The following is a 15,240-nucleotide window of genomic DNA, read 5'->3' as shown; positions in this document are numbered from 1 at the left end:
AGTGAGATAGCGACAGTGTGAGGCCATTTCGTGCCACGGGCGCATCAGGCCTGCAGCAGGGCCCGGGCGGCGGCGCGGGCCTCGTCCGTGATGGTGTCGCCCGCCACCATGCGCGCAATCTCGTCCACCCGGTCGGGTTGGGCCAGAGGGATGACGGTGGACAGGGTTTGCCCGTCCGTGACCTGTTTCTGCACCCGCCAGTGATGCGCCGCACGGGCGGCGACCTGCGGGGAATGGGTGACAACCAGCACCTGCCCGCCTTGCGCCAATGACGCGAGCCTGCGCCCGACCGCGTCGGCAGTGGCCCCGCCGACGCCGCGGTCAATCTCGTCAAAGATCATCGTGCGGGCGCTGTCATCGCCCGACAGGCACACTTTGAGCGCCAGCAGGAAGCGGCTGAGTTCACCCCCTGACGCGATCTTGTTCAGCGGCCCGGCAGGCGCGCCGGGGTTGGTGGCCACGGTAAAGGCCACCGCGTCGGTCCCTTCGGGGCCGGGTTCAGCCGGGGTGAGTTCGGTCCGGAACACAGCGCGTTCCATCTTGAGCGGGGCCAGTTCCGCCATGACGGCAGCGTCCAGCCGCCCTGCAGCAGCTGCGCGGGCCGCGCTGAGGTCGGTGGCGGCGTTGTCATAAGCCTTTTGTGCCGCGTCCACGGCGGCACGTCTGTCCGCCAGGTCGGCATCGCCTGCTTCCAACTGGTTGAGGCGGGTGCGCAGAGTGTCGGCAAACGCGCCCAGATCATCCGGGGCCACGTCGTGTTTGCGAGCCAGTGCGCGGATGGCAAACAGGCGTTCCTCGGCCTGTTCCAGTTCCGAGGGGTTGAAGTCCAGCGCCTGAAGGCAGGCGTTCACGCCATCCTGCGCCTCGCCCAGTTCAATCATCGCGCGGCCCAGCGCGGCAATCGGCTCGTCCAGCTGACCGCCCGCGTTGCCGGACACACCTTCCAGCCAGCGGATGGCGTCGGACATCGCCCCTTCGGCACCGTCCCCGGACAGCAGGGCGTAGGCGCGGGCGACATCATCGCGGATACGCTCGGCCCCTTGCATCATGCGGCGGCGGGCATCAAGTTCGGCATCCTCACCGGGCTGAGGATCAAGCTGATCCAGCTCGGAAACCGCGTGGCGCAGGAAATCTTCCTCACTTCGGACGGCGGCCAGCGCGGCCTCGGTCTCGGCCAGTGCCTTGCGGGCGCGTGACATAACGGTCCAGGCCGCACGAACGGATGTCAGCCGGTCCGAGACCCCGGCGAAATCGTCCAGCATGGCCCGGTGGCCGCGCGGGTTCAGCAACCCGCGGTCATCGTGCTGGCCGTGCAGTTCGATCAGGGTTTCCGACAGTGCGCGCAGCACATCGCCCGAGCAGCGACGGTCATTGACCCAAGCGGTCTTGCGCCCTTCGGCGGTGTTGACCCGGCGCAGGATCAGCTCATCCCCGCCTGGCAGGCCCGCTTCGGACAGTATCGCATGTGCGGGATGATCGGCGGAAAGCTCGAACTCGGCCACAACCTCGCCCTGTGCCGCACCTTGCCGTACCAGTTCCGCACGCCCGCGCCAGCCCAAAACAAAGCCCAGCGAATCCAGAAGGATCGACTTGCCCGCGCCGGTTTCACCGGTCAACGCATTCAGGCCCGGCTGAAAACTGAGTTCCAGCCGGTCGATAATCAGCATGTCGCGGATATCAAGGGCGCGCAGCATCGGGTCTTCAGCGTCCCAAGCCTAATGCCATGGCGATTACAACCACTCACCCTTGATGGTCTGACGATAGATCGTGCTGAGCCAGTTGTTGCCACGGCTCTTGAGCTGAAGCCCGCGTGAGGTCAGCAGCTTGTACGCATCGTCATACCATTCCGAGGATTGGTAGTTGTAGCCAAGGATGGCACCTGCGGTTTGCGCCTCATCCAGCAGGCCGAGGGACAGATAAGCCTCGACCAGACGATAAAGCGCTTCGGCGGTGTGGGATGTGGTCTGGAAATCCTCGACCACGACGCGGAAGCGGTTGATGGCGGCGACAAAGTGATCCTGACGCAGGTAGTATCGCCCGATCTCCATCTCTTTGCCGGCCAGATGGTCAAAGGCCAGATCGAATTTGAGCACTGCCGAGGTGGCATATTCGCTGTCGGGATAAACCTCGATCACGGTGCGCAGCGATTGCAGCGCCTGAAAGGTCAGCCCCTGATCGCGCCCGACCTCGTCAATCTGGTCATAATAGCTGAGCGCCAGCAGATACTGGGCATAGGCCGCATCTTCGTCTGTTGGATAGAAGTCGATATACCGCTGGGCAGCGGCCCGGCTTTCTTCGTAGTTCTTGTCGGAATGGAACGAGAACGCCTGCATGATCAGCGCACGCTTGGCCCAGTCGGAATAGGGATACAGACGCTCGACCTCGGAGAAATACCAAGCCGCGTCATCCGAGCGATTCTGCGACAGTTCGTATTCGCCACGGGTATAGATCTGTTCTGGTGTGAACCCTTCCAGATTCTGATCCCGGTCCGCGCCCTTGTTGCCAAAAAGGCCGCCTGCGTTTCCACATGCCGTCAAAACTGCTGCCAGAAGAACCGCGCCTGCGAATCTGACTGCCGCCTTGCTGCCAACCATACCGCCCATCCTTGTCGTCTTACTTAAGAGGGTTCGCCCCGAATTGAGCCATGGTCTAGCACAGAAAATTCCGGTGCAAAACGCCTTATGCAACATCTGGCGCAAATGTCGTCAGAGTTGATCTGATCAGGCGACTTCGGGAATTTCGTTTACGATCAGGCCCTGCCCCGGCAGACGCGCGGCCTGTTCCGGTGTGCACAGAACCGGACGCACAGCACCGGGTGTTTCAAACAGATTGCGCAGCAATGTGTTGGTCAGCGAATGACCCGACTTGTCGCCCGTGAAATGGCCCAGAATCGGCCCGCCTGCCAGGTAGAGATCACCCAGAGCATCCAGCATCTTGTGGCGCACGGCTTCGTCGGCGCGGCGGAACCCGCCGGGTGTCAGCACCTCACTGCCCTGCACCACCACGGCGTTATCCAGGGTACCGCCAAGGGCTAAACCGTTTTCGCGCATGGCTTCGACATCAATGCGGCGGCAGAACGTGCGGCAATCGCTGAGTTCGCGCGCGAACGACCCGTTGCGCATATCCAGTGTCTTGGTCTGGCTGCCGATTGCGCTGTCTTCGAAATCGATGTGAAAGTCGATGATCAGCCCATCCGCGGGCGCGATGCTTGCGCTGGCCCCTTCACGCGATGCGGTGACGGTCTTCAGCACCTCATAGGCCAGCACCGGGCTGGCCTGACGGCGCACGCCCCGGGCCATGATACCGCGCACAAAATCGATCGAAGACCCGTCCATGATCGGCACTTCGGGGCCGTCGATTTCAATCAGTGCGTTGTGAACGCCGCACCCGGCCAGAGCAGCCATGATATGTTCGATGGTGGATACTGACACCCCGGCGTCATTCACCAGACGGGTGCAAAGCGGGGTTCGTTCGACCACGTGATAGATCGCCGGGATCATCGCATCGCCCAGATGGATATCCGTCCGTTTGAACCAGATGCCATGACCAGCTGCAGCCGGTTTCAGGATCATGGTCGCAGGCTTGCCGCTGTGCAGCCCGACGCCTTTAAACGTGACCGGAGATTTGAGCGTATGTTGCAAAATGGGCCTCGGCGAGTGGTGTCCAGCCTGCTGGGGCTGTGTTGGACACTCAGTTAAGGAAGCCCGCGTCAAGGCTCAACTCACTCTTTGTAACCGAATGAAACATGTATGTAACAGATCGGCAAAACCCTGCTTACCTATTCGTAAGCCACTGTTTTAAAACGAATTAGGGCCGCCAAATGGCGACCCCATGAGTGGATTTTGTTACCGCGATCAGTTGGCCTGACGGCGCAGGAAGGCCGGAATTTCGATACGATCCTGATCCGGGTCGGCCTCATCGTGAATCGGTGCCGTGGCCTCGGACTGGCGCAAAACGGGCTGCTGACGCGGCGGTTGGGCCGGTGTGTCAGAGGCGTGCCCGGTCATCCGGTCGATCAGCCGATTGAAGCCAAACCGCGAGCGTTCTTCGGGTTCGTGATGCGAAACCGCCGCTTGCGGGCGGGTCGCAGCGGCGCGCTGAGCTGCCGTGGGAACCTTCTGAACCGCTGCCTGCAAACGCTGGAGCGCTTCGGGCGACGGGGTGCCTGCGACAGGCGCGCGCGGGGCAACAAAAGCCTCGGGTGTCGGTTCGACGTGCTCGGGCTGCGGCTCGAATTCGGCGACGCGCGGCTGATAGGCCGGGGGCGGCAGATCGTCCTCATCCCGCTCGTCGAACGGCTGGAACTGCGGCTGGGCGGACTCTTCCGCGGCTTCAAACAGCGAAGGTTCGCGGTTTTCTTCCATCTGCGGCGCGGGCTCTGCCATTTCGGCGGCTGCGGGCGCTTCTTCGCGACCGTATTCTTCGGCCGAAACGGTGCGGGTCAGCGGCTCGGACATCGAGCGGCGCGCGACCGGAATGTCAGCCGATTTTTCGGTGGCGTCGATGCCGGTTGCAACAACCGACACGCGCATACCGCCTTCCATGGCGGTATCCAGCGTCGAGCCGACGATGATGTTCGCTTCGGGGTCCACTTCCTCGCGGATGCGGTTGGCGGCTTCGTCCAGTTCGAACAGGGTCAGGTCGTGCGAACCGGTGATGTTGATCAGCACGCCTTTGGCGCCTTTGAGGCTGATTTCGTCCAGCAGCGGGTTCGCAATGGCTTTCTCCGCCGCCTGAATGGCGCGGTCTTCGCCTGTTGCCTCGCCGGTGCCCATCATGGCTTTGCCCATCTCGTCCATTACGGCGCGCACATCCGCAAAGTCGAGGTTGATCAGGCCCGGACGCACCATCAGGTCGGTTACGCCTTTGACACCCTGATACAGGACATCGTCAGCCATCGAGAACGCCTCGGTAAAGGTGGTTTTTTCGTTGGCGAGGCGGAACAGGTTCTGGTTCGGAATGATGATCAGCGTGTCGACGACCCGTTGCAGCGCCTCAACGCCGTCTTCGGCCTGACGCATCCGCTTGGCACCTTCGAACTGGAAGGGCTTGGTCACGACACCCACGGTCAGCACGCCCAGTTCACGTGCGGCCTGCGCGATGATCGGAGCAGCGCCGGTGCCGGTGCCGCCGCCCATGCCTGCAGTGATAAAGCACATATGCGCGCCTGCCAGATGGTCGACGATCTGTTCGATGCTTTCTTCGGCAGCTGCGGCACCCACGGCCGGACGGGCCCCTGCCCCCAGACCTTCGGTGACCTTCACACCCAGTTGCACCCGCGCCGAGGACTGGCTTTGCTGCAGCGCCTGCGCGTCGGTGTTGGCGACGACAAAATCGACGCCGTCCAGCTGTTTTTCAATCATGTTGTTGACAGCGTTACCGCCCGCACCGCCAACGCCAAATACTGTAATCCGAGGCTTCAGTTCGTCTTGCCCGGGCATCGAAAGATTCAATGTCATGCTCTGTCCGCCTGTATTTATGTTCCGCCAAAGCGGTGTTTTTCTTACCTATCCTTGCTCGATTCTAGCGGGCTGATGCGAAAAGGTCACGTCAAAAATCGCGATTCACCACAAAATATGGAGGAAATAAGGCAGAAACCGGCGGCATTTCGCAGGTACTGCCAGATATAGCGGAAACGCCGGCGACCATCACAAGGCAGACGACCCCGGCGCGAGGACTCAGCCGTTCGTCACGCTTTGATCGACCATCATTTACACTGCGGAAAACTGCTCAGGTCCTGCCGCGAGGCCTCTGCCGGGCCTTGTGGATATCTTGAGGGATAAATCGACGCGCTGCAACCGGATTTTTCAACTGAGCGGTGCACTTGGACAGTTCAGGCTGGTTTCGGTGATGCTGCGCACCTCCTGGATTTCGCTTTCTGCAAACGAGGCCAGACGCACCATCAGACGGCCTTCGTGCAGGAAGGGCCACCAGCAGACGGGAATACCATCCGGGTCGTTGTCATAGAGAAAGCAGATCTGACCGTTTGGCGTGGTGATCTGCCCATAGACACAGCCCTGCCCTTCTTGCCGCCAGACCGAGATGTGACGGTTCAGAAATTGCTCGGTCCCGACGAAATAGCCGCTGCGAATCTCATGGAAGGTGAGCGTTTTGCCGACGGCGGCATCCAGAAATGCCTCGGGTGTGATGATGGTCTGGGCCGAAACCCACCCCGGCAACAGGGCCGCACACAAAGCGGCCCGGTACAGGGGGCTACCAATTGTCACGGAACCACCGGACGGCCCGCTTGAACGGGCGCGCGGCGTAGGTGTCGACCGGGATTTCGAAATCCCACCATTCGTCCTGTGGGTGCGCCGCAAACAGGCTGAGCCCCACGGAGGACGAGAACGCCGGACCTGTCGCCGATTGCGGCAGGCCATGCACCCGCAGCGGGCGGCCCAGACGCACGCGTTGACCAAGGATGCGGGTCGCCAGACCGTCCAGCCCCATGATCTGACTGCCGCCACCGGTCAGAACGATCTGCTGGCTTGGCATATGTTCAAACCCGGCCGCATCCAGACGCACGCGGACCTCTTCAAGAATTTCCTCGACGCGCGGACGCATGATGCCGATCAGTTCGGCCCGGCTGACGGTGCGGCGGTCGTGTTCCCAGTCACCGGTATCGCCACCGATATCGATCATGTCACGGTCATCAGCGCCGGTCGCATGAACTCCGCCATTGAACGTCTTGATCCGTTCCGCCACAGCCGCGGGCACGCCCAGCCCCATCGAGATATCGGCGGTCACATGATCGCCGCCCATACGCACGCAATCGGCATAGATCATGTGTTTCTTCATGAAGATCGAAACGCTGGTGGTGCCGCCGCCCATGTCAATACAGGCCGCGCCCAGTTCCTGCTCATCCTCGACCAGCGCCGAAATACCCGAGACATAGGCCGAGTTCGCAATCCCGGCGAGTTCCAGATCGCAGCGTTTGATACAGCGCACGATGTTCTGGATTGCCATCGCATCGACGGTCAGCATGTGCATATCGACCGCAAGGCTTTGGCCCATCTGCCCGCGCGGGTCGATCAGGCCCGAGCGGTTGTCGAGCGCAAAATTGACCGGCTGTGCGTGCAGCACTTCACGCCCGTCGCCGTAATCCGGCACGTCGCAGGCATTCAGAACACGGCCCACTTCGGCCTCGGACACCAGTTGGCCATCCAGATCGACCTGCGCGTCCAGCCCGTAAGAGCGCGGGTTGGCCCCCGAGAAACAGGCGATGACGTGATCGACACGGATATCGGCCATCTTCTGTGCGGCCTGAAGCGCGGTGCGGATGGCGCGTTCTGTTTCCTGCATGGCGGTGACTTCGCCAAACTGTACGCCGCGCGAACGTGTCGTTGCGGCCCCGATCACCCGAAACCCCGTCTGCCCCGCCATTGAGCCGATGGTGTTATCTTCACTCAGCCGGCCCGATCCGTCGAAACGCAGAACGAGGCAGGCAATCTTGGAACTGCCCACATCCAGAATCGCGATCACACCGCGTTGCAATGCCTGGCGCCGCATCTGACGCATGGCGCGTTGGGACTGATAAAGATCGGTCATCATGCTCGTTACTGCCCGTTACTCATTGTCACTTTTGTATTCCACCAGTCTTCGCTGGCGGCTTTGGTCATTCGAATGGTGGGACGCTGGCCAAGGCGCATGTCGACCACGGCCACGTCGCGTTCCAGAAGGTCCTGCACCTCGTTCACCGCAAGCACGCGTTCCAGCGCGCGCACCGGGCGCTCGGTCGGCAGCATGATGCGCTGGCCACGGTCCAGGACCAGATCCCAGCGCCGTTCACCCACGCGCACCAGCCCGCGCACACGATTGCCCAGGCTGCGGGCGGTCTGAAAAATCTCGAGCGCCTGCGCCACATGGGCATCCGCGCCCGCGCCCGCGATCAAAGGCAGGTCGGCATGGTCCTTGCGAGAGGTGGTTTCCTTGACATGCGCGCCGGTCTCGTCGAGCAGTTCGAGGCCGTCATGCGTCCGCCAGACAATCACGGGCTGACGCTCGACCACGTTGACCTGAAGGATGCCGCCCGGACGGATGCGTACGGTTGCCGATTTCACCGGATCAAGCCCGGTGATCGTGTCGCGCATCTGTTCGACATCCAAATCCCAGGAACTGATCGGAAAATCCAGAGGCACGACCTCGCGGATATCATCGGACAGGCTGGTGCCTGCCCCGTCGATGGCCATCAGGTTAACCATGAACTCGGGGCGTTCCTGAATCGAGGTGCGAATATCGGCGATATACGTGCCAAGCGCTTCGCGCCGGTCCTGAGAGGCAAAATAGACACCAATTGCCGCAGCAATCGCACAGATCGGCAGGCCAAGCTTGACGCCCAGACGGATACCCGGTGTCAGCATCCAGCGCTGAAGACGATAGCTGAGGCGCGACGGGGCCGGATCGCTGCGGCGTGCGGTGCGGGAAAACACCCGCGCCCCGCGCAGACGCAGAATGGGCTGGGTGTCATGCGGTTCCGAATCTGCCGAGGCAAAATCGGCATCCGGCCCGGCAAGGGGTTTGGTGCGATGGATTTCCAGAGAGCGGCTGGCGATTAACGGTTGCATGAGGCGTCCTCAACCATCCAGGCGCAGAGCTGGCCAAATGTCATGCCCAGATGCGCGGCCTGTTCCGGGGCCAGTGAAGTGGGCGTCATGCCCGGCTGGGTGTTGGTTTCCAGCAGAAACAGCCCATCAGCACCCGCGCTGTCATCCCAGCGAAAATCGGTGCGGCTGACGCCCCTGCAGCCCAAAGCATCATGCGCGCGCAGGGCATAATCCATGCAGCGATCAAAGATATCCTGCGGGATATCGGCGGGGACCACGTGCCATGATCCGCCGGGTTTGTACTTGGCGTCGTAGTCGTACCAGCCGCCATCGGTCATGATCTCGGTTACGGTCAGGGCGCGGTCGCCCATCACGGTCACGGTCAGTTCGCGCCCGGCCACGTATTTCTCGACCATGATCTGGTCGGGCATGTCTTCGGACAGCTGCGGCGGGCCATTGGCGTTTTCGTGGACGATGTAGATACCGACGCTGGAGCCTTCGTTATTGGGTTTGGCCACATAGGGCGGTTCCATCACATGGGCGCGGGTCACCTCGGCACGCGGGACGATCACACTGGGGACAACGGGCAGACCTTCGGCCTGATAGACGTCCTTGCTGCGTTGCTTGTCCATCGCAAGGGCCGAGGCCAGAACACCCGAATGGGTATAGGGAATCCGCATCCATTCCAGCATCCCCTGCACGCAGCCATCCTCGCCCCAGCGGCCATGCAAGGCGTTGAAAACCACATCCGGCTGAATATCCAACAGGCGCGCATAGAGGTCGGGACCTGCGTCCAGTTCGACCACTTCAATACCTTCTCCCACAAGGGCGGCCGCGCATTCGCGCCCAGAGCTGAGAGACACCTCGCGTTCCGCCGAGGGGCCGCCCATCAATACCGCCACTTTGGGGTTTGTCCTGCTCGACATACCCAATGTGCGCCTCAATGTCCCCGGACCTTATGTGGTGGTCCGTACTGCGTTTATGCCTTTGATCCGTCGCCTGAATTTGCCTGTTTTGGTCTGACGGTCGGGGCTTTATTCTTTTAGCGGATCACCGACCCGCATGATTTCCCACTCTAGCGTGATGCCGCTTGTTTCGTAAACCTTTTTTCGCACCTCTTCGCCCAGACCTTCGAGGTCATCAGCGGTGGCGGTGCCGGTATTGATCAGGAAGTTCGAGTGTTTCGGGCTCATCTGCGCCCCGCCGCGTGTCGCGCCGCGCATTCCCGCATCGTCGATCACTTTCCACGCCTTGAGGTCATGCACGTCATCAGCCTGCCCGGTCGAGGAAAACCCGGCCGGGTTGCGGAAGGTCGATCCGGCACTGCGGTCTTTGGTGGGTTGGGTTTCGTCACGCTTTTTCAGTTGCGCTTCCATTCGGGCATGAAGGTCATCGGGATCGCCGGACGGGCCTTCGAACGTGGCCGAAATCAGAACGGCACCTTCGGGCAGGTCGGACTGGCGATAGCGAAAGTTCAGATCCTCGGGCGTCAGGTCCCGCAGGTCGCCCTGTCGGGTGACAAAGGTGGCCTTGCGCAGCACATCCGCTGTGTAGCTGCCATAACAGCCCGCATTCATCCGCACCGCGCCCCCGATCGAGCCGGGGATGGTGCGCAGGAAGGTCAGGTCCACGCCCGCATCCGCCGCCTTGCGCGCAACATGCGCGTCCAGCGCGGCAGCGCCCGCGGTGACGGCGTTGCCCTCAACCGAGATGGCGTTGAACCCGCGCCCCAGCCGGATCACAACGGCCCGCAAGCCACCATCGCGCACGATGAGGTTCGAGCCGACCCCCATCGGAAAGACCGGCACATCATCCGGCAGATCGCGCAGGAAGACCTGCAAGTCTTCGACATCGGCAGGCTGGAACAGGTAATCCGCCGGCCCACCGACGCGGAGCCATGTGAGGTCAGACAGGTTGCGCGCTTTGGACAGGCGGCCCCGGACGTCAGGAAGTACAGGGGGAAGCAGAGTCATGTAGTCGCGCGCACCGCCAGGCTGCGCCCACCGACCCCGCCCATGATTGCGGCGAAAAGGAAGGGAAGAACACCGGCAGTCAACCAGACCAGCGGGCCGAACGCCTTGTCTTCTTCACCCGTTCCGACACCGGCCAGCACGACGATCAGCCCCAGACCAACCGCGGATGTCAGTCCGATCAGCCACAGAAGGCTGCGCAGGCCAAGCCAGCGGCCCGCCGTAAACCCGGCAGCGGCACCCAGAACGAAGGAAACGAGCGGCAGATAGGCAAATGTGGCGATTGTCGCCATGACAGACCTCCTGAAGTTGGCCGGTTATTCTTTGGCCGCCTTCATGCCCTGCATTTTCGACTTTGTCCAACGGGTCAGATAAATCACCGGCCAGCGCAGCACGGACATGCCCATTGCCAGCACCAGCAGCCCGATCCAGGGGCCGTTTTCATAGGTGACATAGCCGACGATTGGAATGCCCACGATGATCAGGATATAGGCGCGCGTCCAGTGGTTGTCGGTGCTGGGGATCAGCGCAAGGACGTTGGCAGCAAAGCCCCACAGGGCTGCCAGAGCGATAGACCATGTCATTCTGCGACCTCGCGCCCTGTCCATTTGCGCCAGTAATACCGGATGGGGTTGCGGAACATCGACACGAACCCTGCAAATGCCGCGACCGACCAGAACCAGCCGTGGACATATCCAAGCCACACGATAAGCATTGGTGCGCAGACCAACAGGACAAACCCCGGCGGGAATTGCAGCCGCATCGGCAACATTGCCACGATGGTGGCGCAGATCACCCAAAGCGCTGCAAAGATCATCGAATAGTCCATTCGCCCCTCCGAGGACACGCGACTGTTGCGGTCAGAGTATCACACTTTTAAGTTGTGCAACAAACAAATGACGCGTCAAACAGCTTGTTTTCTTTGCAATCTCTCGGGCAAACCGTTGGCCCAGGCGCTGATCGTACCGGCCCCGAGGCAGACGACCATATCGCCCGGTCGGGCCTGTTCGCGCACGAGGCGTTCAAGGTCGTCTTCATCCAGCAGCGCGCGGGCGTGGCGGTGGCCGTGACGGATCAGGCCCTGCACCAGATCGTCGCGCGAGGCGCCTTCGATCGGGTCTTCACCAGCGGCAAAAACCTCGGCAATGGCCACGACATCGGCGTCATTGAAACAGGTGCAGAAATCGTCAAACAGGTTGGACAGGCGCGAATAGCGGTGCGGCTGGTGCACAGCAATCACGCGGCCTTCGGTCGCCTGACGGGCGGCCTTGAGAACGGCGGCTATTTCGACCGGGTGGTGGCCGTAATCGTCGATGATGGTGACACCGTCGATTTCCCCGACCTTTGTAAAGCGACGGTTGACGCCGCCGAAATTGGCCAGCGCGTCGCGGATTTCCGCAGCTTTCATGCCCAGATGACGGGCGACGGCAGCGGCGGACAGCGCGTTTGAGACGTTGTGATCGCCGGGCATCGGCAGGGTACAGCCTTCGATCATCTTGTCTTCGTATTGCAGATGGATGTCGAAATGCGCCACACCGCCCTTGTAGGTCAAGTTCACAGCCCGCACATCCGCCTGCGCGTTGAAACCATAGGTGCGGACACGGCGGTCGGTGATGCGCCCGACAAGGGCCTGAACCTCGGCATGATCGGTGCAGCAGACGGCCAGACCGTAGAATGGCAGGTTCGAGACGAATTCGTAGAAACCGTCGCGCAGCCTGTCGAAATCACCCCAATGTTCCATATGCTCGGGGTCGATATTGGTGACAATGGCAATGGTTGCGGGCAGGCGGTTGAACGAGCCATCGCTCTCGTCGGCTTCGACTACCATCCATTCGCCCTGCCCCATCCGCGCGTTCGATCCATAGGCGTGGATGATGCCGCCATTGATCACGGTCGGATCGAAATCGCCTGCAACCATCAGTTCGGCCATCATGGTCGTCGTGGTGGTCTTGCCGTGTGTTCCGGCAATGGCAATGTTTGAGCGCAGACGCATGAGTTCGGCCAGCATGTCGGCGCGGCGGACAACCGGCAGACCTTGGGCGCGGGCTTGGTCCAGCTCCGGGTTGCCCGGTTTGATCGCGGTCGAGACAACCACGACGGCGGCGTTTTCAAGGTTTTCGGCGCGCTGGCCGACGAAAATCTCGGCCCCCAAACTGGCCAGCCGGTTGGTGATCTTCGAGGCTTTCAAATCGGAGCCCTGTACCTGATACCCCAGGTTCAGCAGCACCTCGGCGATGCCCGACATGCCAATCCCGCCGATGCCCACGAAGTGGATCGGCCCTACGTCCTGAGGCAGTTTGGTTGCTGGGTTCATGTGGTCTCCTTCTGCGCCAGCTGCTCGACCAGAGCGACCAGACGCTGGGTGGCATCGGGCGCCCCGACCGACAGGGCACCATGGGCCATTTTCTGTGCGGCTTCGGGGTTCGTGAGAACCGTGGTGATTTGCTGTGTCAGCGTGGGAACGTCAAGCGCATTTTCCGGGATCATGATGGCCCCGCCGGCCTGCACCAGCCCGCGCGCGTTGGCGGTCTGATGATCCCCGGCGGCAGCAGCAAGCGGAATCAGGATCGAAGGGCGACCGATGACCGAGATATCGGCCACGCTGGACGCGCCCGAGCGCGAGATCACAAGCTGCGCATCCGACATGCGGCGGGGAATGTCATCGAAGAAGGGCTGAACGTCGGCGCGGATACCATGGTCTTGATAGAATGCGCTGACCCGTTCTCCATCTTCATCCCGCGCCTGATGCGAGACACGGATATGCGCGCGAAGGTCTTGGGGCAGCGCGGCAATCGCTCCGGGCACCATATCGCTGAGGATGCGCGCACCCTGCGAGCCGCCCATCACCAGAACCGACATCGGGTAATCACCCGGCGGGATATACCCGGCGGCGGCGCGGTCCAGAACCGCGGCACGCACCGGGTTGCCGGTGTGGATGCCATGCGCGCCTTCGGGCAGATCCGTCGGCCAGACGCCGCAGGCCACCTGCGCAACGCGGGTTGCAAACAGCTGGTTCACGCGGCCCAGTACCCCGTTCTGTTCATGGATCATCCGCGGTATTTTCAGCAGGGTCGCGGCGCCCAGCGCCGGGATCGACGGATAACCGCCAAAGCCCACGACAACATCGGGTTTGTCGCGCATCATCTGGAAGATCATGCTGGTGACACCACCAGCGATAATCGGGCCAACCATTGCCTTTGCCGCCAGACCGCCACGGGCGAAGGTGGCCGAGGACGCCTCGACAATCTCGGTCGAATGGGGAAAGCCACCGGTATAGCGCGCACCGCGCGGGTCGGTGGACAGGCGCACGCGCCAGCCCTTGTGCAGCATCGCCTCGGCCAGCGCCTGAGCGGGAAACATATGGCCCCCGGTGCCGCCAGCCGCAATCAACAGGTAAGGGTTCCCCATTATCCTCGTCCGCGCAGAATATCGCCTAGTTCGCCCTGTGGGCGGGTTCGGGTGAAGGCCAGCAGCATGCCAACGGCAATACCGCCTGCAATCAGGGATGAGCCGCCGTAGCTGACGAACGGCAAAGTCATGCCCTTGGCCGGCAGCAGACGTACCGCAACACCCATGTTGATCATCGCCTGAACGCCAAACATGCAGGCCAGACCGGTACCGGCCAGACGAATGAACATGTCGCGTTCGCGCATCAGCCGCAGCAGCGAGCGCACGACGATCAGCGCGTATAGCGCAATGATGATCATGACAAGGATCAGGCCGTATTCCTCGGCCGCGACGGCGATGATGAAGTCGGTATGGGCATCGGGCAGCGACCATTTCACCTGCCCCTCCCCTACGCCGACGCCGAACAACCCGCCTTCGCGGATGGCGTTGGTTGCATAGCCAAGCTGGGTGGTCGGATCGACCTCTTGATTCAGAAAGCCGTCGATGCGGCGGGCAAAGTGTTCGGAATTCGAATAGGCCAACATCCCGCCCAGAACGACAACACCGGCCATGCCCAGCAACAGCAGCATCGGGGCCCCGGCCACGAAATACATGACGCCCCAGCCGAACAGGATCAGGCAGGCCTGACCGAAATCGGGTTGCATCACCAACATGGCCACGATGGCCATGCAGAGCGCAAAGGACCACAACCGCCCCGGAGGGCCATTGATTTCCTGTGAGGCGGCCAGCAGCCAAGCGGCCACGACGACAAAGCCGGGTTTCAGAAACTCGGACGGTTGCAGCGAGGCAAAGCCCAGCGAGTACCAGCGCACTGCGCCCTTGCCGAAATCCGTACCGAACACCGGCAAGAAGACCAGAGCGACGAAGGCCCCCAGAAAACCAAGAACGGCCAGACGCCGCACCAAGGTTGGAGACATCATCGAGGTCAGCAGCATCGCGATCAGCGCCAATCCGCCGAACAAGGCCTGACGCTCGACATAATGGAAGGGATCGAACCCGTTGCGACCGGCCAGTGGCGGTGAAGAGGCCAGCCCCAGCAACAGTCCGATGGTAAACAGGATCAGAACGCAGGACATCGTCCAGCGATCGATAGTACGCCACCACTTCGGTAGAATCGGTTCTCCGCGCTGGTCCTGGACCGCGCCATACACCATCTCAGTCATGAGATACCGCCACTCTCTGCCTCGTTAACGCCCCGTTTTCGGGGTCTGGCTACGAGTCTACATGCAATTTGGCGATCAGGCCAGCCTGTTCGCGGGCAAATCGGGATTTCCTGCGCAAGACCCGCGCCGCAGACCCAGACCGCCTGTCAACCGTGT

The 15,240-nt window shown here is 61.9% G+C and carries 15 protein-coding genes; all 15 read right to left on the bottom strand.

Annotated elements, in window-relative coordinates; all coding sequences use genetic code 11:
* Positions 1-44 precede the first annotated feature (44 nt).
* Positions 45-1,694: a DNA repair protein RecN gene (recN, locus tag ACR0M9_RS07170; RefSeq protein WP_480773199.1), complete on the bottom strand. Its 1,650-nt coding sequence runs from the start codon at positions 1,692-1,694 to the stop codon at positions 45-47.
* 36 nt (positions 1,695-1,730) lie between these two features.
* On the bottom strand, positions 1,731-2,594 hold the full coding sequence (locus ACR0M9_RS07165; protein ID WP_267363885.1) for an outer membrane protein assembly factor BamD: 864 nt from the start codon (positions 2,592-2,594) through the stop codon (positions 1,731-1,733).
* Between the two features lie 126 nt (positions 2,595-2,720).
* Positions 2,721-3,641: a UDP-3-O-acyl-N-acetylglucosamine deacetylase gene (gene lpxC / locus ACR0M9_RS07160; protein WP_267363883.1), complete on the bottom strand. Its 921-nt coding sequence runs from the start codon at positions 3,639-3,641 to the stop codon at positions 2,721-2,723.
* 213 nt (positions 3,642-3,854) lie between these two features.
* Positions 3,855-5,459, bottom strand: coding sequence for a cell division protein FtsZ (gene ftsZ / locus ACR0M9_RS07155; protein ID WP_480773198.1), 1,605 nt, complete (start codon positions 5,457-5,459; stop codon positions 3,855-3,857).
* A 348-nt stretch (positions 5,460-5,807) separates the two neighbouring features.
* Complete coding sequence (locus ACR0M9_RS07150; protein ID WP_480506264.1) at positions 5,808-6,227, bottom strand: hypothetical protein; 420 nt, start codon at positions 6,225-6,227, stop codon at positions 5,808-5,810.
* Positions 6,214-7,548, bottom strand: coding sequence for a cell division protein FtsA (gene ftsA, locus ACR0M9_RS07145; protein WP_209504922.1), 1,335 nt, complete (start codon positions 7,546-7,548; stop codon positions 6,214-6,216). The genes ACR0M9_RS07150 and ftsA overlap by 14 nt, the downstream gene beginning before the upstream one ends.
* Positions 7,549-7,556: 8 nt before the next feature.
* Positions 7,557-8,564: a cell division protein FtsQ/DivIB gene (locus ACR0M9_RS07140; RefSeq protein WP_480773197.1), complete on the bottom strand. Its 1,008-nt coding sequence runs from the start codon at positions 8,562-8,564 to the stop codon at positions 7,557-7,559.
* Positions 8,552-9,469 carry a D-alanine--D-alanine ligase gene (locus tag ACR0M9_RS07135; RefSeq protein WP_245222549.1) on the bottom strand — a complete coding sequence of 306 codons (918 nt, stop codon included), beginning with the start codon at positions 9,467-9,469 and terminating at the stop codon, positions 8,552-8,554. The genes ACR0M9_RS07140 and ACR0M9_RS07135 overlap by 13 nt, the downstream gene beginning before the upstream one ends.
* Before the next feature lie 108 nt (positions 9,470-9,577).
* Positions 9,578-10,516: a UDP-N-acetylmuramate dehydrogenase gene (gene murB / locus ACR0M9_RS07130; protein WP_480773196.1), complete on the bottom strand. Its 939-nt coding sequence runs from the start codon at positions 10,514-10,516 to the stop codon at positions 9,578-9,580.
* Positions 10,513-10,806 (bottom strand): hypothetical protein, encoded by a 294-nt coding sequence (locus ACR0M9_RS07125; protein WP_209504519.1) that lies wholly within the window; start codon positions 10,804-10,806, stop codon positions 10,513-10,515. The genes murB and ACR0M9_RS07125 overlap by 4 nt, the downstream gene beginning before the upstream one ends.
* Before the next feature lie 24 nt (positions 10,807-10,830).
* Complete coding sequence (locus tag ACR0M9_RS07120) at positions 10,831-11,097, bottom strand: DUF2484 family protein (protein WP_267363876.1); 267 nt, start codon at positions 11,095-11,097, stop codon at positions 10,831-10,833.
* A complete protein-coding gene (locus tag ACR0M9_RS07115; RefSeq protein ID WP_480583041.1) occupies positions 11,094-11,342 on the bottom strand; it encodes a DUF2484 family protein in 249 nt (82 codons plus the stop codon). Before ACR0M9_RS07115 ends, ACR0M9_RS07120 begins: the two co-directional genes overlap by 4 nt.
* A gap of 75 nt (positions 11,343-11,417) precedes the next feature.
* Positions 11,418-12,827, bottom strand: a complete 1,410-nt coding sequence (gene murC, locus ACR0M9_RS07110) for a UDP-N-acetylmuramate--L-alanine ligase (RefSeq protein ID WP_480773195.1) — start codon at positions 12,825-12,827, stop codon at positions 11,418-11,420.
* Entirely contained in the window at positions 12,824-13,921 is a 1,098-nt protein-coding gene (locus ACR0M9_RS07105) for a UDP-N-acetylglucosamine--N-acetylmuramyl-(pentapeptide) pyrophosphoryl-undecaprenol N-acetylglucosamine transferase (protein WP_480773194.1), read from the bottom strand. Before ACR0M9_RS07105 ends, murC begins: the two co-directional genes overlap by 4 nt.
* Complete coding sequence (ftsW, locus tag ACR0M9_RS07100; RefSeq protein WP_480506256.1) at positions 13,921-15,084, bottom strand: putative lipid II flippase FtsW; 1,164 nt, start codon at positions 15,082-15,084, stop codon at positions 13,921-13,923. Before ftsW ends, ACR0M9_RS07105 begins: the two co-directional genes overlap by 1 nt.
* Between the last annotated feature and the right edge of the window lie 156 nt (positions 15,085-15,240).

The sequence above is a fragment of the Ruegeria sp. CH2 genome, from assembly GCF_056537065.1.
Note: the sequence above shows the minus strand (reverse complement) of the source record. Positions and strands in the feature narration are given on the sequence as shown.